Origin of the sequence: Solirubrum puertoriconensis, from assembly GCF_001483135.1 — a bacterium.
Taxonomy (GTDB): domain Bacteria; phylum Bacteroidota; class Bacteroidia; order Cytophagales; family Hymenobacteraceae; genus Solirubrum; species Solirubrum puertoriconensis.
Genome location: NZ_LNAL01000003.1, coordinates 715,334 through 734,694 on the forward strand (window position 1 = coordinate 715,334; position 19,361 = coordinate 734,694).

Below are 19,361 nucleotides of genomic sequence, written 5' to 3' on the forward strand. Positions count from 1 at the left end.
GCAGCAGTTAGGCCACAGCCACGGCCGCCGGTTGCGCAGCGGCCAAGCGGGTTTTGGCCCGGTAATCAGCCCACAGCCATGCCCCCAGCAGCACCATCGAGCCGCTGATGAAAGCCGGAATAAGGTACAGCTGCGAGGGTGCCAGGTACAAGCCCAGGGCCAGGCAGCCCCCGGCAATTACGCCGGCCGCTACCGCAAACGCGGCCGTGCGGTAAAACCAGGCGTATGGGAAAAAATGTGCCCCCGTGATGATGCCGTACACCATGATAAAATACTCGGGGTTGCGCAGGTACACAAACACCAGAAACGGAAAATAAAACAGCTGCGCGAAGTTGAGCCACAAACCCAAAGGCTGCAGCGGGTTGTGCTTGAGCGTCCAGGTGGTGCCGAACACGCCCGAGAGTAGCCGCGCCAGGGGCAGCATCAGGCCGCTGGCCATAAACGTGTAGAGGCTGTGTTGCGAAGCCGAGCCCGGCAGCGCCCATACCACCGCAATACCGGCCCAGAGCAGGGTGGCAGCGGCAATAAAATCGAGGCCGTTTTTGGCTTTTACCGACAGCTCCAGGTGCAGGGCGGCGAAATCTTCTTGGCGGATCATGACTAGGAAAGCGGTTGTGGAAGCGTAGGTAAGCAGGCAATGTAGGCCGACGACCCATCGTCGTCGGCCCGAAACTTAGCTGTTTTTTGTGCGGGCCGGGTTTTTTGCTTTGGCCTTAGCGGGGGCATACTGCTGCAAGAAAGCATCCGTTTGGGCGAAAAACCACTGCTGGTCGTCCCACATCAGGAAGTGGCGCCCGGCCTCCGACATTTCAATGCGGTGCTGGGGCAGCTTGGTGTACTGCTGCTCGAAAATGGCGCGGGTGCTTTCCTTCGTCGAGCCAAACTGCTTGTAGCCAGCCCAGGCACCTAGCACCAGCACCGGTTGCTGAATGCGGGCTATGTCCTGGCGCAGGTCGGTGGTAGACATATCGTACATGGCTTGCCCTACAGTGGCGGGGTGGGAGAGGCGGCCCCAGCGGGCGGCTACGGTTTGGCGGGCGGTGTCGGTAATCATGCTGGCTACCATTTGGCGCTGCTGGGCCGCAGGCATGGGGCCGCGGCTCATTTGCTGGCGCATGCCCTCGGCCATGGGCTTAGCCATTTCGGCCGTGAGGTTGGGGTTTTGAATGGCCGACATAAACGGCAGCGAATCCACAATCACCAGCGGGCCGATAGCCTCGGGCTGGGTGGCGCTCAGCCAGAGGGCCATAAAACCACCCAGGCTGTGGCCGATAATGGCCGGGCGCTGCAGCTTTTGGGTTTTGATGTAAGTCAGCAGCTGGTCGCGAACATTCAGCAGCAGGTTATCGGTGCTGGCCGGAGCCGCCTCGCCGCCAAACCCCGCTAGCGACACAATATGGCACTGGTACTGCTGCTGGTAGCGGGCCACCGTTTCGTCCCACACGGCGCCGGGGCAGGTAAGGCCCGGAATCAGCAGCACGGGCTGGCCTTTGCCCACCACACGCACCGTAAAGTTGGGGTGCGCGGCGGGGTTGTCGGCGGCGTGGGCAGCCGCGGCTGGCTGGGCAGCCAGGGTTGCGGCAGGGGCCAGGGCGGCGGTCAGCAGCAGGGCAGCGCAAATGGGGCGGAGGAGAGTAGCGAAGCGTTTCATGGTCATCAGCGGGTTTGTGTCGTGGTTGATGATCCAAAGGTGGCGCCTCGCGGCCCCGGGCGAAAGCAAAACCTAGGCGAGCGGTAAGCCGCCCCGCCGAATGGTAAAAAAGTTGGGCCGAGTGGTAAGCTTGGTTTGCGGCGCATTCGGGGTGCCAACGGGGCAGCGCGCAACCGCTCCAAAAGCAAAAAGCGGCCCCTAGGTGAGAGGCCGCTTTTAAATGCTGAAGAGCAGGGGTTACTGCTTGCCGTAGTCGCCGCTATCGGGGCGTTTGTCGCCTTGCGCCTCGGGGGCGCACTGCTTGCTGGTTACGCGGCCATCGGCCCCGAAAACAATCTTAATCGGTTGCGTGTCGGTAGCGCTGCCAAACAGGTACGACCACGTGTGGCCGCCGTCGGCGCCGGTGTCGTCGCCGGTGGGCTCACCCATCAGGTGGCGCACTTGTTCCTGGGTCATGCCCGTTTCAATTTCGGTGCAGGCTACGGCGTTTTGGTAGCTTTCTTGCGCGGTACAGGCATACAGCAGGGCTGCTGCCATTACCACCCCAATCAGTCGGTTGCGCATTGGTTGGGGCAGTTATATAAGCTTGCTGATGTCGTCGCGCAGGGTATCAATGCCGCGCTTAATTTCCGTCCAGACGCTGCCTTGCTGGCCTGCATCGCGGCCCGAGGTGCCCAGTTGCTCGGCCAGTTTGCTGCGCTTCACTTCCAGGGCAGCAATGTGCTCGTGGTAGTGGTGCGGCGAGTTGGCGGTGGTAGCGTTGGCGCGGGCATGCAGGGTTTTAATCTTGGTGTCCAGCTCGTCGAGCGCCTGCCGCAGCTCGTTTTCGCTGAGGTGGTTAGGCGCACGCATGTGGTCGGGGTTAGGCGTGTAGCTCATGGCGTGGGAGAGAGAATCGGAAGGGTGGTTGGTAGCCACTTGGGGCGGCATATGGCTTTTTACTGATTTGGGCTTCGAAAAGATGCTCCGGCCACGCTCAACACAACGGCAACACAAGCATAATTCAGCGTTCATCGGCTAACTCCGACTGCCGCATAGGTTTGCAGCGCCTTCAAGCCGAAGAAGTTACCATCCTCCATGCCACACCTAATCGGGCCGCTGGTATTAGCGGCCACGTTGCTCGCAGCCGCACCTGCCGTAGCCCAACAAAGTACCCTGGTAAGCGACACCGCTGCCGAAGCCACGGCCTCGGCCGCTACTACTGTGTATCACGCTCCCGACATCATGCCCACTTTTCCCGGCGGCTCGGAGGCGCTCCGATCCTTCCTGAAAGCCAAACTGCGTTACCCCGAAGAGGCGCTGCGCAAGGGCCTATCGGGCAAGGTGTACGTGCAGTTTGTGGTAGATGAGCGCGGCCATCTGCTCGAGCCGCAGGTGGTAAAAGGCCTCGCTGCCGACCTCGACGCCGAAGCCCTGCGCCTCGTGCGGATTATGCCCTGGTGGACGCCCGGCAGCGTAGCGGGGCAGCCCGTGCGCGTGGCCTACACCTTGCCCATCGTGTTCAGGGCGCTGGAATAAAAAAGCCCCGAACACCACCTAGGGCATCGGGGCTACGCGCAGGCCGGGGCCGTGTAAGTATTAGTGGAAAACACCCCATTGTTTGGGCAGCCCTAGGTCGCGGGCAAGCGGGGCAGCGGCCGTGCTCCAAATGTTGGTAAGCAGCTCGTTCACGGCGTCGGCCAACTCAATGTGGTAGTCGGTTTCGAGCTTCTCGGCTTGGCGCAGCACCGTATCGGTGCGGCGCACCACGTGGTTGAGCAAGGGCTGGTTGGGGCCGCTAAGGCGGGCCACCGAGGCGGGCTGGTGCCGAAACACGTTGTTGAGCAAGCGCACGGTCAGCTCGGCTTCGCCAAAGGTGTCGCCGGTAATCTTGGCGTGGTAGCTGATTTGGTTTTGCAGCTGCCGCAAAATCAGCAGCAAGTCGTTGGGCGTTTGGTGGTAGCCGCGCACCGGGTCGTCGAGCCGCTCGCGCAGCCGCTCGCGCCGGTCCTCCAAGGCTTCGGGCCCTTCGAGCAGGCGAAACTGCAGCTGTTCGGTCAGCACCTTGTCCTGGCACACCAAGCGCACCAGCAGTTGGTCCTTCTCCTTTTGCGGCAGGTTGAGCAATGCTTTGCGTAAATCGGGTGGTAAGGCGGGCATGTAGTCAATTGGATATAGGCAAACAACAACGCGCGGGCGGTTTTTGCTTCCGAAAGTGCAGTTTTTTGCTGTGTACGCAAGCCGCGAAGCCGGAGATAGAAGGCGAAGCCCGAAAAAAGCTCCCCTCCTCAGATGAGGAGGGGACGCCGCAACGGAGTTGCGGCTGGGGTGGTTGACCTCGCGGCGGATAGTAAAATCAACTAAACAGCACGTCCGACAAAAGAACGTCATGCTGAGCGAAGTCGAAGCATCTCTACCGCTTCGTTGAAGTTAGTATCTGGCGAAGCGGTAGAGATGCTTCGACTTCGCTCAGCATGACGACCTAGGGTAATTGGTCAAGCACCAGCCCAACGACCATCAACCACCCCTAGCCCCTCCTCATCTGAGGAGGGGAACTACCCGCTAACCCTAGCTCTAGCTTCCGGCCTTCGCCTCTTTCTTGTCCTCAGGCCCCAAAGTAGCCGATGCCTGCACCGCAACCGCGTGCTCGGGCAGGTCAGCGGCCGTGTCGCTTTCGGGTGGTACGTGGCCGGCCAGTGCCCAACGGTTGCGGACTTCGTCGAATTCGTTTTCGCTTTTGGCTACCACCACCGCCGCCACCGCATTGCCGATGATGTTGGTGATGGCCCGCGCCTCCGACATAAACCTGTCGACGCCGAGCAGCAGCGCCATGCCCTCGACGGGAATGGTTTTGGTGGCGGCCAGGGTAGAGGCCAGCACCACAAAGCCCGAGCCCGTAACGCCCGCTGCGCCCTTGCTCGTCACCATCAGAATGCCAATAATGGTAAGCTGCTGCCCTATACTAAGCGGTATGTTGAAGGCCTGCGCCAGAAAGATGCTGGCCATGGACAGGTAAATGGTGGTGCCATCGAGGTTGAAGGAGTAGCCCGTGGGTATCACGAGGCCCGCTACGGAGCGCGAGCAGCCGTAGGCCGTTAGCTTATCAATCAGCCGCGGCAAAGCCGATTCCGACGACGAGGTGCCCAACACGATCAGCAGCTCTTCCTTGATGAAGCCCAGCAGCCGCCACAAGCTAAAGCGGTAGTACCGCGCCACCAGCCCCAGCACTCCAAAAATGAACAAGGCCATCGTGAGGTACACCGAGGCCATTAGCTTAGCTAGCGGCAGCAGCGTATGCAGGCCGTACTTGCCGATGGTGTAGGCCATGCCTCCGAAAGCACCTAGGGGCGCCAGCTTCATTACCATGCCCAGCACGCCAAACAGCACGTGGCTCAGCCGATCGAAGGTGGCAATAAGCGGCTTCGCCACCGCTTCGGGCATGCGCGTGAGGGCAAGGCCAAACAGCACCGCCACCAGCAGCACCTGCAGCACATCTCCCTCGGCAAAAGCGCCCACCATGCTTTCGGGCACGATGTGCGTGAAAAAGGCCACCCAATCCATGCCGGCGGCCTGCTCGGCGTACTTCTGGGTTTCGGCGGCTTTGCCGGTAGCCGCCGAGGTGTCGATGCCGGCGCCGGGCTGCACCAGGTTGGCGGCGGCCACACCCAGCAGCAGGGCAAACGTGGTAATCAGCTCGAAGTACAGCAGCGCTTTGCCGCCCACCCGGCCCACCTTTTTCAGGCTGCCCATGCTGCCAATGCCCAGCACCACCGTGAGGAAGATAATGGGCCCGATGAGCATTTTGATGAGCCGGATAAACGTTTCGCCCACGGGCTTGAGGGCGGCCCCCACGCCCGGGAAAAACGCGCCTAGCAGCACCCCTAGGACAATGGCAGTAAGTACCTGAAACGTGAGGTTGCGGGCGAGTTTTTTCATGCAGACGGCGAGCCAGCCGGCAAAGTAGCAAATGCGCGCGGGTAGTGGGGCGGGTTGGCGGTGCCGTTGGGGAGTTGCTGCGGTTGACTGAGCCCGGCGGTGCCTGCGCTACCTAGGGTTGCGGGTACGCACAGCTCGCATCAGTAGGCGGCTGCATTGCCACAGCGCGGCTACGCAAGCCAGGCATACTAGCAAAGCCGGGTAGCGCCAGGCAGAGGTTACCAGAGGCCCGGCCACCGCGGCCGTTTGCGGGGCGAAACTGGCCAACAAACGTTGCCAAGTGGGCACGTACGGTGAAGGTTTGGCCAATTCATAGGGAGTCCCGCAAACCCAAGTTGAAATTATTGATTCGGGTTCGTTGGTAATTATAGGTTTTGGCTCGTTGCCAAGTAGGTACAGCGAATAAGATGAGCTTGTAGGAAAGCAGAAGTAACGTTGCAGGCCGACCCTTTGGGGAATGTCCAGAGCTGTTACCAACGATTGGTACCGCGCATTGGAACCGAACTTAATTTGAATGCCCCACACATCGTTTGATGATTTGGCCAAACGGGCAGCAGCAGCCTGCAACCCAGCCAGCTTCAGCGAATCAGCATAACGATTGCCGTTTAGCTCTGTCGTACGCCAGGAATGTTGGGAAATTACCTCCGGATAGTTCAGCTCCCTAAACAATGCTTGATAAGTTGCGGTGTGGGGCAACAGTGGAAATGTTACTTGCATCACGTGCTGCACCTGCGCACGCCTGTCCGTTCGGATAAACGTGCAGAACACCCACAGCCCCCACGCCAGCACCAACAGCCCCGACGGGAAAAACAACTTGCGCGAATGGCGGCGTGCGGTGTACATGATGCTGGCCCTAGGTACCCAAGGTAGTAACTACGTTTTAGAGCACGAAAAAGGCCCGCCTATACAGGCGGACCTTTTTGCAACCTAGGACTCGGCAAAGCTTACTTCACCAAGCTGAAGCGGTTGGTTTTGCTTTGCTCGCCGGTGCTGACGCGGTAGAAGTACGTGCCCGTGGGCAACTGCTCGCCGTGCAGCGTCACCGATTTCACTTCGCCGGCTTGCACCTCGGCATCGTAGAGCTTGGCCACGCGGGCACCTAGGGCGTTGTACACCTCAACCACAGCCCGGCCCGATTTCGCTACCGAGAACGTAATGGTAGCATCGGCGCTGGCGGGGTTGGGATACAGCGAGGTGCTCAGGCCGCTTTCGGGTTTCAGGCTCTTCGGTGCTGGTGCAGTACCAGAAAGCGAAGCTGTGGTGCTAACTGCCGACATGGCGTATACTGGCGAGGCAAGTACGCGGCAGTTATCGAATAGCTCATTTACGGCCGTGATGGCCGCGTTCACGTCGGCAAAGCTTGGGCGGCCACTACCGGCGGTGCCACCCAGCATCTCTTCGCCCAGCTTCAGCAGGTTGGCAACAGTAGCACCGCCACCCGAAGTGTTCAGGTAATTAATCACCGAACTCGGGATGGTACGAGTAATACCCGTCAGATCCGTTGGATCAGCAACCCCACCGGCGCCGCACGTGGTGGCGCGGTACGTTGTCATGGAGCTTGTAAGCATCAATGAGCCTAAGTTGCTGCTGCCGAAAGGTTGGTTACTCAGGTAAGCATCGAGGCGCAGGTTCAGCTCCAGGGCCATTACTTGCCCAATGAGTACGTTGTTGAATTTGTCGTTTTTCAGCAACGAGCCCGGTAAGCTGCAGCCCGAAACCTGGCCTACGTTTGGCAACGTACCGGCGGTACCCCCTGCGGGCATTGCCTTCAGAATACAAGCAGCCAAAGTTGCTGCCTGAGCAGCAGTATTGGAGTAATTGATCCGGTTTGGCCCGATGCCAATCGTTAGGTCGCCGCCATTCCGAAGCAGAGTGGTAATAAGGTCGACGCGAATCGGCCCGTTGCAAACCCGGCCATTAGAGTTGCCCCAGCCACCTTGCGTGAGCGTGCAGAATTTGTCGCAGGTGTTTACCGTGATGGTAGCCGGCGAAGAATTGACCGTAGCGCACGAACCGCTTTGGACTACCGCTCTGAATGCGGTGGTTTGCGTGAGGTTGCTGTAGGCGTAGGAGGTGAGCCCAGCCGTGTTGGCAATAGCATTGTACGCGCCGCCGTTCACCGACGACTCCCATCGCACCACTGCACCCGTTTGCCCCGACAAGGTGAGCGGGCCACTGTTGCTGCCCGCGCATACCGATCGGCCACCGGCAACAGAGCCACCCACCGAAGCCGGCGTGATGGTGACAGTTGCAGGCGAAGAGTTAGCCGCTGCACACGAACCGCTCTGCACTACCGCCCTAAAGGAGGTTGTCTGGGTTAGGTTGCTGTAGGAGTAAGAGGTAAGGCCAGCGGTATTGGCAATGGCGCCATAAGCCCCGCCGTTCACCGAGGCCTCCCAACGCACCACTGTGCCAGTTTGCCCAGAGAGCGTGAGTGTGCCATTGTTGGTGCCGGCACACGCTGCTCCGCCGCCTGCCACTGAGCCGCCTACCGAAGCCGGCTCAACGGTGATGGTTATTGGATCGGAAGTGCTGGCAGCGCATTGGCCACCCGATACAATGCGGCGGAACTGAGTGGTTGTCGTAAGCGCACCTGGAGCGTAGTTCTGGCTATTGGTTCCTGGTATGTTTGCGAAATCAGCATCGCCCGCGGCTTTCTGCTGCCACTGATAAGTGTAGCCGCCACTACCGCCGGTTGGTTGCGAGCCGGTGAGGCTACTGGGCATTGAGCCGGTGCAAATGGTTTGGGCGCTTCCGATAATGTTGTTACCAATGTTTTGTTCAACAGTAATGGTAGCGGGCGAGGAGTTGGCGCTTGCGCACACGCCGCTCTGCACCACTGCCCTGAAGGCGGTGGTTTGCGTGAGGTTGCTGTAGGCGTAGGAAGTGAGGCCGGCGGTATTGGGAATGGCATTGTACGCGCCACCGTTCACTGAGGCCTCCCACCGCACCACTGTACCAGTTTGCCCCGACAAAGTGAGCGTGCCGCCGTTGTTGCCCGAGCACACCGTGCCGCTGCTCGCTACCGAACCGCCTACTGAGGTAGGATCGACACTGAGGATGGCCGCATCGGAATTTACAGCAGTACAAGCCCCACTTTGCAGCACGGCTCTATACCGGTAGCCATTCATCGAGGTAGTAATGCTCGAAATAGCCAGGGTGGTGGAGGTAACCCCGCTGTAGGGCGCAGCATTGCTTAGGTTGTTCCAGCTGCCGCCATTATCGGTGCTTAGCTGCCATTGCACCGTGGGCGCAGGTACGCCACCTGTGGAGGCTACGGAGAAGCTAGCCGACTCGCCGGCGCATTTTTGTTGGGCAGTGGGCTGGGTAGTAATGGTAGGCGGCGTGCAGCACGCCACTACGTTTACCTGCTTAGTAACGGTCTCTTTCTCGGTGCTGAGCACAACCGAGGTAGGTACGCCGTTCTCATCAAGCTCGTACTGGGTGTCGGTTATTTCCAGCTCAACGTTATACAGCCCAGCCGCAGTGTAGGTATGGCTGGGGTCCTCTTGCGTGCTGGTGCTTCCGTCGCCGAACGACCACTTGTAGGTATAGTTGCCGTATCCGCCAGTGGTGCTGTTGTTGAAGCTTACTGTGCTAAAAAGGTTGCCGGAAACGCAGTCAGCAGAGAAAGTGAAGTCCGGAATAAGTGGCGTAACAATGCGAAGGTTGCCTACCTGCCGGCATTTAGAGGGGGTTGCTTGAGTGCAAGTCAGGCTACAAACTTGTTCGCTGGCACTACCCCAACCCACAAAAGTGTCAGTAAGGGTGAGGTCAGTACCGCAGGTCCACTTAATTTTCTGCGAGTAGGTGTAGGTAGTGGATGTTTGCTTGGGTAAGCTGCCCGGAAAGCAGATGGCTAGGTAGTTGCCATTAATACGACCCGAAATGAAAATACCGTTCCGGTCGCTGCTGGTGTTGTTTCTGAACGTGATGCTGAGGTAAGCATCAACAGTACCGCCTCCGCTACACGCGCTGGATGTAATAGGATTACCGTTGGCGTCGGAGAGGTAGGCCTTGGTAATCGTGAAGTCGTTGGAGGTACAACTTCCGTAGCAGCTGGTTAGGTCGGTGTTGGCCGGATTGCCTTGTTGCCCCAACGTGGGAACGGCCAGGACAAGCACGAGGCCAACCAATGCCAGCAGGGAGCGAAGCCAACCGGACTTCAGCGAATGTAAATTAATTGAAGCCGCCACCCGTGGGGTGGTCTTTCGCTCAGCAAAGCTGTTTGCGGTACAGTAAGGTAGCTTCATGGGTTGTTGGTTGTTAGGTGTGTGAGGGGTAGCAGCAAGTGCCAACCAGCAGCTGTGCGCACAGCTGGGCTACTAGCACTAGGTGCCTGTAAGGGGCAGAAGGGGGAGCTAGAGCCAGGAAGGGCTCAAGGCAAGAGGCGTGGCTTGGCGCAACAAGCCCGATTAGGCGCACATAAGCTTGCGGGCGTGGCTGGCCAGCAAACTGGGCAACTGTGCAATGGCAACAGCTTGCCAAGCCACACACCGCAGCGTTGGTATGTAGCCGACCGGAAAGAATTCGGGCAGGTAGCAGGCGGGCTAATGCAGCCCTGGCGCACAGGTAAAAGGTTGCTTCACTCGATCAACATCCAGCAGTAGTCAGCCAAATGCGGGCTGCGAACAGTGGCAGAAGCCCGTCTGCAGGCAGAGCCTGCAGGCGGCGGCGGTGTTAATTAAATTAAGGCGTTACCGCCACGAATAGCAAGCGTTATTGTAAATATTTGACAAAAAAATATTTGATAAATATCATTAATGTATTCCGCAACTCTTTAATAGACAGCTAGGCCACTTCACCGAGCATCTGAGCTCAAGTTTTAGGCAATTGCTAGGTTCATGTGTCCGTCGATGGGTAAATTGATTGCCGAAACATGAGGCGTTTATTACACATAACATTGCTCTGGAGCTTACTGCTGGCAGTGCTACAGCCTGTTTGGGCGCAACCCGCAGTGCGCGACCTTACCCAGTGGTATGCCCAGGCAGACAATGACCCAGCTTGGCGTACGGCAGCGCCCGGCAAAATGGGCAAAGCGCTGGTGTTTGATGCGCACGCACCCACAGCAGCACCCGCGTTGGGCAATCAGTACTGGCTGCGCACCTCAGTTGCCGTTGATGCCCCCTCCGAGCTCCTGGGTTTGGTAATCTGGGGCCTACACTCTGCCACCGAGGTTTACTGGGATGGCGCCCTGGTAGCGCGCAACGGGCGCCTAGGTGCCAGCCTAGCCCAAGAGGTACCCGGCACCTGGAAGCACGTAGTGGAGCTACCCCGCAGCCTAACTCAGCCGGGCCAGCACACCTTGGCTATCCGCGTATCCGATTGGCATTTTGCCCAGCGGCCATTGCAGCCGCGCATTACGTTTGGGCCCGCGCATGTGCTCGAGCAGCAGGATTTCCGCTTCGCGGCCAGCTCGGTGTTTATCATCGGGGCGCTGATTACGGCGGGCGTGTTTTGCTTAGTGCTGTATTTCGGCTCGTCGCGGCGAGCGTCGTACTTGTATTTGGCCCTGTACTGCTTGTCGCACACGGTTAAGGTAGCGTTTAAGCCGCTGTACTTCTTCGATGCGGTGGGCTTTGGTACGCACTACGTGTACAGTGCCATTGTGCACGGCGCAGTTGTAGCTGGCGGCGTGTTTCTGATGCTGTTTTTGCTGCACGAATTTGCGGTGCCGCGGGCGCGCCTGCTCACGTGGCTGTACCTGGGCTTTGCTGCCCTAGGTTACTGGCTGCTGCTCGAAGGCCGCTTTCTGGTGCCTACCACGGTGGCCGCGTTTGCGGTGGCGCTGTATGCCGTGTACTGCAAGCAGGAGGGCAGTTGGCTGGCGTTGGCCGGTGTGGCGGGCTTTGCGGTGTGCACGTACCTGGGCTTCCTGAGCTTGCTGAATTTGGGCTACTTCCTGGGCATCCTGTTTTTCATTGTGTGTACTACGCTCAGCATCGGGCGGCAGCTGGCCCGGCAGCAGAAGCTGCGGCAAGAGGCCATGCTGCGCTCGGCCAGGCTCGAGAACCAGCTGCTGCGCAAGAACATTCAGCCGCACTTTCTCTTCAACACGCTCACCTCGTTGCAGGAACTCATCGACCAAAACCCGACGCAGGCTACGCAGCTCATTGATGCCCTGGCCGAGGAATTCCGGATGATTTCGAGCATTGCCGAAGAGAAGCTTATTCCGATTGAAGACGAGCTGAAAATTTGCCAGACGCACCTGCGCATCATGGGCTTCCGGCGCGAGGCGGAGTTCTGCCTCGAAACCCGCGGCCTTTCCGGCGACGAACGCGTACCGCCGGCCACCTTCCACACCCTCATTGAAAACGGCCTTACGCACGGCTACGGCAGCCGCGGGCAAGGCCGGTTTGTGCTCACCAAAGAGGTGCTCGATGGCGGCGTGCGCTACGAGCTGTTCAACGACAGCGACGCTGCGGCCCTAGGTGCCGTGCGGCCCGAGGGCACAGGCTCGCGCTACGTAAAGGCGCGGCTCGAAGAGTCTTTCCCCGGGTGCTGGCAAATGCAGTCGGCGCCGGTGGCCGATGGCTGGCGCGTGGTGATTGATATTTTCGACCGGAAAGTAACCGCCTAAGTGACATGCGCATTGTAGTAGTAGAGGACGAGGCGCTGATTGCCAACCGCATTGTGCGCCTCACGCGCGAGTTGCTGGGCGCGCGCATCAGCAGCTTGTGCATAAAGCCCACGCTGGAAAGCGCCACCGCTTACCTGGCCGACAACCCCATCGACCTGCTAATACTTGACCTGAACCTGAACGGCCACGACGGCTTTACGCTGCTGCAACAAGCCGTGGCGGGGGCTTTCCACACGCTCATCATTTCGGCCAACACCCACCGTGCCATTGAGGCCTTCGAGCACGGCGTGCTCGACTTTGTGCCGAAGCCGTTTGATGCTACGCGCCTGCAGAAAGCTTTTGAGCGGTTCGAGCAGGCCGAGCAGCGCAGCGGCACAGGGCTGAAGTATCTGGCCGTGCGGCGCAAAAACACCCTGAAACTGCTCGACGTGGCTGAGGTAAGCTTTATCCAAGGCGCGGGCATTTACTCCGAAATTCATTTGCGCGACGGTGCGGTTGAGCTGCACGACAAGCCCCTGCACCGCCTGCTCGACTTGTTGCCGCCTTCGTTTCAGCGGGTGCACAAATCGTACTTGGTGAGCCTGCCCGAAGTGGCGCAACTTATCAGCCACGGCTCAAGCAAGTACGAGCTGCGGCTGCACAGCGGCGCGGTGTTGCCGGTAAGCCGCGAGCGGTACAAAGAGCTCAAGGAGCAGCTGGGGCTGTAGCGCACCTAGGGCGGCGCAAGCGCAGTTCAGAAGTCCCCAGCGCAGTTCAGAAGGTAAGCCTTGAGGTAGGCTGGGGCAGGGGTGTACGTTCGGGCATCCTCAGCCCAAACCCACACTTCTATGGCTCATCACCTCAACCGCCGCGACTGGCTTCGGGCCAGCGGTTTGCTTACCGGCGGCTTGCTTCTTGGCTCCGCGGGCGAGCTGCTGGCGGCGCCCCGCGCCGGCAAAGGCAAAGCCGGCGGCAGCCTCATTAAGCTAAGCGGTAACGAAAACCCGTGGGGCCCCTCCGAAAAGGCCCGGCAGGCCATGCGCGCCGCTTTCGACGACTGCAACCGCTACCCCAACGACTACCTGAAAGCCCTGCGCGAGCAAATTGCTGCCGCCGAAGGCCTCACGCCCGAGCACGTGCTGCTGGGCTGCGGCTCCACCGAAATTTTGTCGGTAGTGGGGCTGGCGTACGCGCAAGGCGGCGGGCAAATGGTGTCGGCGTACCCGGCGTTTCCGCTGCTGATGCAGTACGGCCAGCAGTTTGGGGCCGATTGGGTGAAGGTGCCCCTGAACGCCGCGCACGCCCACGACCTAGGCGCCATGGCCCAGCACGTGGGTGCCCAAACCAAGCTGGTGTACGTGTGCAACCCCAACAACCCCACCGGCACCATAGTACCCACGGCACAGCTGCGCGATTTCTGCGAGAGCATGGCCCGCCAAACTACCGTGTTTGTGGACGAGGCCTACCTCGAATACCTCGACGACCCCGCGGCCAGCTCAATGGTGGGGCTAGTAAAGCAAGGCCAAAACGTGATTGTGTCGCGCACCTTTTCGAAAATTTATGGGCTGGCAGGGCTGCGCATTGGCTACGCGCTGGCGCAGCCCGCCACCGTGCAGCGCCTAGGTAGGTACCAAATGGGTTGGTTTTGGGGGCAGGGTGTGCCGGCGCTGGCCGCGGCACAAGCCAGCCTCGCCGACCAGGAGTTTGTGCGCACCTCACGGCGGCAAACTACTACTGGCCGGCAGCAGCTGGTGCGCTGGCTCGATGAACAAGGCATCCGGCACGCGCCGGCCGCAGCCAACTTCGTGTTCCTGAGCCTAGAGAAGTTCCCCACCACGTTTGCCGAGGACCTGCTGAAGCGCAAGCTGCAGGTTGGGCGGGCGCAGGATTATAACAACGAGAAATGGGCGCGCATCACCATTGGCACGCCCGAGCAAATGAAGCAGCTCACGAGTGCCCTGGCCGATATGCGTCGCGCCTAGGTGGAGTACCCGATTTCCAACGCCTAACCCTCTTACCCCATGAAACCCTACCTGCTACTGGCCGGCTTGCTGTTGTGCGCCGGCGCCCCCGCTCTGGCCCAAACCGCTCCTTCGGAGGCCGAAGCCAAGAAGAAGATTGAGCAAACCCTGCGCTACTACCTCGATGGCGGCACCAACCGCGACCAAGCCATGGTCACGAAAGCGTTTCGGCCCGAAGCGTCGATGATTTTCGTGCGCGAGGGCGTATTCACGGTAATGCCCATCAAGGATTATCTGGCCAACATCAAGCCTGGGCCTAAGATAGAGCGCACCACCCGCGTGGTGAACATCGATGTAGTAGGCCAGGCGGCCCAAGCCCGCGTAGAAAGCGAAGGCGCCGATTACCGCATGGTCGATTTCATGAACCTATTGGAAGTGGATGGCGAATGGAAAATCGTGAACAAGATTTTCTACCGCCTGCCCAAAACCACCGCCACCGCCGGCAAATAGCTGCTGCTGAAGCCCATTGCAATAACCCTAGGTGCCCAGTTGCCCTAGGAGCTGCGTGCGTGCCAAGCCCCGCCCAACTATGGGCGGGGCTTTCGCGTTCGGAAGCTGTTTGCTTTGCTGCTGCTATGCCTCATTTTCGATTTACGCTGCCCGTTGCATTGTGTGCTGCTGCCCTAGGTGCGCAGGCCCAAACCGAGCCAGCCGATACTACCCGCCGCTCCGTTGCCCTGCCCGAAGCTACCGTAATCGGCTACGGCCAACGCCTGCCGTTGCGGCGCACCGCGGCGGGCGTGGGCGTGGTGGATGAGCAGGTGATTCGGCGTTTCAACGAGGTGTCGCTGACGCAGGCCGTGAACACGCTGCCGGGGGTGCGGCTGGAGGAGCGCGCTACCGCCAGCTACCGAATAAGCGTGCGGGGCAGCACCATCCGCTCGCCGTTTGGGGTACGCAACGTAAAGGTGTACTACAACGACATACCCTTTACCGAAGCCAGCGGCAGCACCCCGCTCAACCTACTCGACCCTGCCAACCTAGGCCGGATTGAGGTGATAAAAGGCCCGGCCGGCAGCGTATACGGTGCCGGCACGGGCGGCGTAGTGCTGCTGGACAACCGTCGGCCGCTGCCCGGCGAGGCGCGCGTGCAATTAGGCGTAGCTGCGGGTTCGTTTGGCTTGCGGCGCTACTCGGCCGTGGCCGAAACCGGCAAGCAGGGCCGCACCCTGCGGGCGCAATACACCCGGCAGGAGCTCGATGGCTACCGGCAAAACAGCGCCCAGCGCCGCGACGTGCTGACGCTCGACGGCGAGCTGCCAATTTCCGAGAAGCAAACCATCAGCCTCAACGCGCTCTACACCGACCTCGACTACCAAATACCCGGCAGCCTCACGCGGGCGCAGTTCGAGCAGAACCCGCGGCAGGCGCGCCCGCGCAGTGCCGCCGGGCCCGGCACCGTGGAGCAGCGGGCGGCGTACCGCTCGCGCACGGCGCTGCTAGGGGCCACGCACGAGTACCGTTTTTCGCCGGCCTTCTCTAACAAAACCACCCTCTACGCCCTCGGCTCGGTTATCCGCACGCCGTTTTTGGTTGATTATGAGCGCAACACGCAGGTAGGGTGGGGTGGGCGCACCAGCTTTGGCTACCGCACGCTGCTGGCCGGGTTGCCGCTGCGCCTCACGGCCGGGGGCGAGGTGCAAACCTCGTTCGAAAACGCGCGCAACTACCAAAACCAAGGAGGCACCCCCGGCTCGTTGCGCTACGACGACGAAATTCGGACGGCTACGGGCTTTGCGTTTGGGCAAGCCGATTGGGAGCTGCCCTACGGCTTTTTGGCCACAGTAGGCGCTAGCTACAACCGCCTGCGCTACCGCATCTACCGCGTATCGGATGCGGCTTTGCAGCCCAACAACTACCGCTTCGAGCGCAGCTTCCGGCCCGAGGTGTCGCCTAGGGTAGCGCTGCTCAAGGAACTGACGCCGCAGGTATCGGCCTACGCCAGCGTAAGCAGCGGGTTTTCGCCGCCCACCGAGGAGGAGATTCGCCCCTCCAACGGTTCGCTCAACCGCGACTTGCAGGCCGAGCGCGGCACCAGCTACGAGGTAGGCACCCGCGGCCAGCTACTAGGCAACCGCCTGCGCTTCGATGTAGCTGCTTACGATTTCCGGCTGCGGCAAACCATTGTATCGCGCACCGATGCGCAGGGTGTGCAGTTGTTTTCCAACTCCGGCTCCACGCGCCAACGCGGCGTGGAAGTGGCGCTGAGTGGCTGGCTCTGGCAAGCGCCGGCGCAGGCCGTAGCTACTACCTCCGATGCCGCCGCACTGCCCCTGGGTTTGCGGGCCTTTGCCAGCTACGCCTACAACCACTACCGCTTCGGTAGCTACGAAACCAACGGCGACAATTTCAGCGGTAACCGGCTCACAGGCACCGCCCCGCATACCCTAACGGCTGGGCTCGATTTCAGCCACCGCCTAGGTTTCTACGTCAGCCCCACCACCAACCACCAGGCCCGCATTCCGCTCAACGATGCCAACACGGTGTACGCCGCCGGGTACTGGACGTTTGCCGCGCGCACCGGCTGGCGGCGCACCTGGCTGCAGCACCTTGAAACGGAAGTGTACGCGGGCGTAGAAAATGCCACCGACCGGCGCTACAGCCTCGGCAACGACCTGAACGCCTTCGGCAACCGTTACTTTCAGCCCGCGCCGGGGCGCAACTACTACGGCGGGGTTACGCTGGGGTTGCGCTGGTAAGCCTAGGGAAGTAAACCGAGAACTGGGAGCCTATGCCCGGCTCGCTGCTGACCTCAATTTTGCCGCCCGCGTTTTCGACGCTGCGCTTTACCATGTACAGGCCCACGCCCGAGCCCTCCACGTGGCCGTGCAGGCGCCGGAACATGGTAAATAGTTGCTGCTGCTGCTCCGGCTCGAGGCCCAGGCCGTTATCCTGCACGTGCAGTACCGTAAACGACTCTTGCAGCTCGCAGTAGATGCGGATGTGCGGCGCCCGCTCGGGGTGGCGGTACTTGAGCGCGTTGCTGAGCAGGTTGTACACCACCGAACGCAAATTGCGCGGCGAAAACGATACGCTGGGGCAGTCGCTTAAGTCGGCTTCGAGGTGGGCCCCGGTTTGCTCGATCAGCGGCTGCAAGTCCTGGTACACATCGTCGTACACGGTAGCTAGGGCTACTTGCACAGGCGGCTGATCGAACTCCTTCTGCAGCTTGGTTACCTCGCTGAGGTAGCCAATGGTGCGCTTAAAGCGCTCCACCGATTCGTGCATCATGTGCAGCACCGGCGCTAGCTCGGGGCTGCTAAGCGAAGCCTCCGGCAACTGGTGCTCCAGCAAATCGAGCAGTCCCTCAATGTTGGTAATGGGCACCCGCAAATCGTGCGAGGCGCTGTAAATAAAGTTATCGAGGTCGACGTTGGTGCGTACCAGCCGCTCGTTGGTGGCCTGCAGTTGCTTGTTGAGCGCGCGGGCCTCGTCGCGGGCGGTGCGTAGCTGCTGGGTGAGGCGCTGCAGGGCCTGCTCGGCCAACTGGCGCTCGTGTATGTCGAACACGGTACCCACAATGCCCTCGTACTCGCCGGCCGCATTGTAGCGCGGCATGCCCGCATCAATAGCCCAGCGGTACTGCCCATCGTGGCGGCGCAGGCGGTACACTATCCTGAAGGGTACTTGATGTTTATTGGCTTCCAGAAAAGCCTGTTCGGCAGCTGGAGCATCGTCGGGGTGCACGGCATTCAGCCACCCAATACCTAGGGCCTCGGCCTCTTGCTGGCCGGTGTAGCTGTACCACTGCCGGTTGAGGTAGGTGCATTGCCCTTCGGGGTCGGTTACCCACACCATTGAGGGCAGGCTATCGGCCATGGAGCGGAAGTACTCCTCGCTTTCGAGCAACACGTGCTGCAGGCGCTTCTGCTCATGAATATCGGTATCGGTGCCAAACCAGCGGGTAATGTTGCCCTCGGCATCGCGCGAGGGAGAGGCCCGCACCAAAAACCACCGAAACTCGCCGCTGGCATTGCGCAACCGCGCTTCTATCTCATAGGGCGTGCCGTGCGCGAGCGAGGCGTTCCAGTGCTGCTGCAGGCGGGGCAAATCGGCGGGGTGAAAATAGGCCGCCCAACCATTGCCCTGGCATTGCTCCCAAGTGCTGCCGGTGTAACGGTACCACTGCTCATTGTAGTAGTCAACCTCGCCTTCGGGGGTAGCTGTCCAGACGAGCTGATCGATGGCATTAGTAAGCGTAAACAACTCCTGCTGAATGCGTTGTATTTGCTGCTGCGCCACTACCTGCTCCGTTACTTCGTGGCTGAACACCACCACGCCGTCTACGCGCCCGTGCTCATCAAAGCGCGCCTGCTGAATGTAGTTGAAGTAGCCCATTTCGGTGGGCCCATCGAGCGTGCGTTGGATCGGGAGCAGCACGCCTTGCGCCTCGTGCGAAATGCCGGTTTCGTATACCCGCCGCAGCGAGGAATACGCCGGGTGCCCAGCCGCCTCGGGCACTGCCTCGAGCAAGGGCCGACCCACCAGCTCGCGGCCCGGAAACAACTGCTCGTAAGCGGTGTTAATCAGCTCGTAGACAAAGTCGGGGCCTGCCATCATGCAAATGGCCGTGGGCGCGTGCCGAAACAACCGCTCCAGCCGACTGCCCAGTGCCAAGGCGTTGGGGTCGGCCGAGGCACCTAGGGCTGCCGCGGGGGCAGTGGCCTGGGCAAAACCCAAGGCCAACCCTTCGCCGAAGCACTGTATTGCCAACTGCCAGGCCGCCGCGGTGCCATCGGGCATGGCAGGCAGCAGCACCTGCATGGCTTGGCCCGATTGGTATACCTGCTGGCAATGCTCCAGCACCTGTCGGCTACCTAGGGGGGCAAAGCAAGTGCTAAGGGGCAAGTTGGGCTCGGCTGGCTGGCGCAGCACTTGTTGCGCGGCCTGGTTGAGGTGCGTTACCACAAAGTCGGCAGCCAGGGGCGCAGCAGGCTGCAGCAGTGCCACCGGCGACAGCGACACGTTGAGCAGGGTTTGAGCAAGCTCAGGAGTAGAAATCGGGTGGTTTGACAAGGCTGATGGAGGGAGCAGGGCACATGGGCTGCAGCCCGAAGGTAAGACTATGTAAATAGGTTGCTAAGCAGGGGCTGCTCTGGCTCAGGTCGGCAACGGGCAGCTGAGCGAGGCGTGCTAGGCAACCAAGCGCAAAGCCGCCGTTGCGCCGGCGCGGTTTGCAAACCGCTCATGACCCGGCAAATAGCCGCGCAATTGC

15 protein-coding genes are annotated in these 19,361 nt (G+C 60.6%); 6 read left to right on the plus strand and 9 right to left on the minus strand.

What is annotated here, in order from left to right; all coding sequences use genetic code 11:
• Positions 1-7 precede the first annotated feature (7 nt).
• The 4 genes from ASU33_RS03560 to ASU33_RS03575 all read right to left on the minus strand — a co-directional run bounded on the left by ASU33_RS03560 (position 8) and on the right by ASU33_RS03575 (position 2,530).
• Positions 8-598: a DUF7010 family protein gene (locus tag ASU33_RS03560; RefSeq protein WP_059068174.1), complete on the minus strand. Its 591-nt coding sequence runs from the start codon at positions 596-598 to the stop codon at positions 8-10.
• Positions 599-673: 75 nt separating this feature from the next.
• Complete coding sequence (locus ASU33_RS03565; protein WP_216818535.1) at positions 674-1,651, minus strand: alpha/beta fold hydrolase; 978 nt, start codon at positions 1,649-1,651, stop codon at positions 674-676.
• 237 nt (positions 1,652-1,888) lie between these two features.
• On the minus strand, positions 1,889-2,215 hold the full coding sequence (locus ASU33_RS03570) for an outer membrane protein assembly factor BamE (protein WP_059068178.1): 327 nt from the start codon (positions 2,213-2,215) through the stop codon (positions 1,889-1,891).
• Positions 2,216-2,227: 12 nt separating this feature from the next.
• The gene (locus ASU33_RS03575) at positions 2,228-2,530 is read right to left on the minus strand and encodes a sll1863 family stress response protein (protein ID WP_059068181.1); all 303 of its coding nucleotides are present in this window, start codon (positions 2,528-2,530) and stop codon (positions 2,228-2,230) included.
• 198 nt (positions 2,531-2,728) lie between these two features.
• Between ASU33_RS03575 and ASU33_RS03580 the strand changes: the two genes are divergently transcribed.
• Complete coding sequence (locus tag ASU33_RS03580; protein WP_059068183.1) at positions 2,729-3,169, plus strand: energy transducer TonB; 441 nt, start codon at positions 2,729-2,731, stop codon at positions 3,167-3,169.
• A gap of 60 nt (positions 3,170-3,229) precedes the next feature.
• Here ASU33_RS03580 and ASU33_RS03585 read toward each other — a convergent pair whose 3' ends face one another.
• From ASU33_RS03585 to ASU33_RS03600, 4 genes are all read right to left on the minus strand, one after another.
• On the minus strand, positions 3,230-3,790 hold the full coding sequence (locus ASU33_RS03585) for a hypothetical protein (RefSeq protein ID WP_059068185.1): 561 nt from the start codon (positions 3,788-3,790) through the stop codon (positions 3,230-3,232).
• Between the two features lie 414 nt (positions 3,791-4,204).
• Positions 4,205-5,566 (minus strand): dicarboxylate/amino acid:cation symporter, encoded by a 1,362-nt coding sequence (locus ASU33_RS03590; RefSeq protein ID WP_078062837.1) that lies wholly within the window; start codon positions 5,564-5,566, stop codon positions 4,205-4,207.
• Positions 5,567-5,674: 108 nt separating this feature from the next.
• Entirely contained in the window at positions 5,675-6,409 is a 735-nt protein-coding gene (locus ASU33_RS03595; RefSeq protein WP_059068188.1) for a hypothetical protein, read from the minus strand.
• Between the two features lie 101 nt (positions 6,410-6,510).
• On the minus strand, positions 6,511-9,690 hold the full coding sequence (locus tag ASU33_RS03600) for a DUF8696 domain-containing protein (protein WP_160328124.1): 3,180 nt from the start codon (positions 9,688-9,690) through the stop codon (positions 6,511-6,513).
• An 803-nt stretch (positions 9,691-10,493) separates the two neighbouring features.
• Between ASU33_RS03600 and ASU33_RS03605 the strand changes: the two genes are divergently transcribed.
• The 5 genes from ASU33_RS03605 to ASU33_RS03625 all read left to right on the plus strand — a co-directional run bounded on the left by ASU33_RS03605 (position 10,494) and on the right by ASU33_RS03625 (position 16,845).
• On the plus strand, positions 10,494-12,146 hold the full coding sequence (locus tag ASU33_RS03605; protein ID WP_160328125.1) for a sensor histidine kinase: 1,653 nt from the start codon (positions 10,494-10,496) through the stop codon (positions 12,144-12,146).
• A 5-nt stretch (positions 12,147-12,151) separates the two neighbouring features.
• Entirely contained in the window at positions 12,152-12,853 is a 702-nt protein-coding gene (locus ASU33_RS03610; protein WP_059068194.1) for a LytR/AlgR family response regulator transcription factor, read from the plus strand.
• 120 nt (positions 12,854-12,973) lie between these two features.
• Entirely contained in the window at positions 12,974-14,107 is a 1,134-nt protein-coding gene (locus tag ASU33_RS03615; protein WP_059068196.1) for a pyridoxal phosphate-dependent aminotransferase, read from the plus strand.
• A 39-nt stretch (positions 14,108-14,146) separates the two neighbouring features.
• Entirely contained in the window at positions 14,147-14,596 is a 450-nt protein-coding gene (locus tag ASU33_RS03620) for a nuclear transport factor 2 family protein (RefSeq protein WP_059068198.1), read from the plus strand.
• Between the two features lie 125 nt (positions 14,597-14,721).
• Entirely contained in the window at positions 14,722-16,845 is a 2,124-nt protein-coding gene (locus tag ASU33_RS03625) for a TonB-dependent receptor family protein (protein ID WP_059068200.1), read from the plus strand.
• On the opposite strand, the gene ASU33_RS03630 is transcribed toward ASU33_RS03625, so the two are convergent.
• Positions 16,823-19,162 (minus strand): PAS domain-containing sensor histidine kinase, encoded by a 2,340-nt coding sequence (locus ASU33_RS03630; RefSeq protein ID WP_149867013.1) that lies wholly within the window; start codon positions 19,160-19,162, stop codon positions 16,823-16,825. The genes ASU33_RS03625 and ASU33_RS03630 overlap by 23 nt on opposite strands.
• Between the last annotated feature and the right edge of the window lie 199 nt (positions 19,163-19,361).

Excerpts from the sequence above, each read along its gene's own strand:
- ASU33_RS03565 (WP_216818535.1), bottom strand. The coding sequence starts at position 1,651 with ATGAAACGCTTCGCTACTCTCCTCCGCCCCATTTGCGCTGCCCTGCTG.
- ASU33_RS03610 (WP_059068194.1), top strand. The coding sequence starts at position 12,152 with ATGCGCATTGTAGTAGTAGAGGACGAGGCGCTGATTGCCAACCGCATT.
- ASU33_RS03615 (WP_059068196.1), top strand. The coding sequence starts at position 12,974 with ATGGCTCATCACCTCAACCGCCGCGACTGGCTTCGGGCCAGCGGTTTG.
- ASU33_RS03590 (WP_078062837.1), bottom strand. The coding sequence starts at position 5,566 with ATGAAAAAACTCGCCCGCAACCTCACGTTTCAGGTACTTACTGCCATT.
- ASU33_RS03595 (WP_059068188.1), bottom strand. The coding sequence starts at position 6,409 with ATGTACACCGCACGCCGCCATTCGCGCAAGTTGTTTTTCCCGTCGGGG.
- ASU33_RS03580 (WP_059068183.1), top strand. The coding sequence starts at position 2,729 with ATGCCACACCTAATCGGGCCGCTGGTATTAGCGGCCACGTTGCTCGCA.
- ASU33_RS03585 (WP_059068185.1), bottom strand. The coding sequence starts at position 3,790 with ATGCCCGCCTTACCACCCGATTTACGCAAAGCATTGCTCAACCTGCCG.
- ASU33_RS03570 (WP_059068178.1), bottom strand. The coding sequence starts at position 2,215 with ATGCGCAACCGACTGATTGGGGTGGTAATGGCAGCAGCCCTGCTGTAT.
- ASU33_RS03625 (WP_059068200.1), top strand. The coding sequence starts at position 14,722 with ATGCCTCATTTTCGATTTACGCTGCCCGTTGCATTGTGTGCTGCTGCC.
- ASU33_RS03620 (WP_059068198.1), top strand. The coding sequence starts at position 14,147 with ATGAAACCCTACCTGCTACTGGCCGGCTTGCTGTTGTGCGCCGGCGCC.
- ASU33_RS03575 (WP_059068181.1), bottom strand. The coding sequence starts at position 2,530 with ATGAGCTACACGCCTAACCCCGACCACATGCGTGCGCCTAACCACCTC.
- ASU33_RS03560 (WP_059068174.1), bottom strand. The coding sequence starts at position 598 with ATGATCCGCCAAGAAGATTTCGCCGCCCTGCACCTGGAGCTGTCGGTA.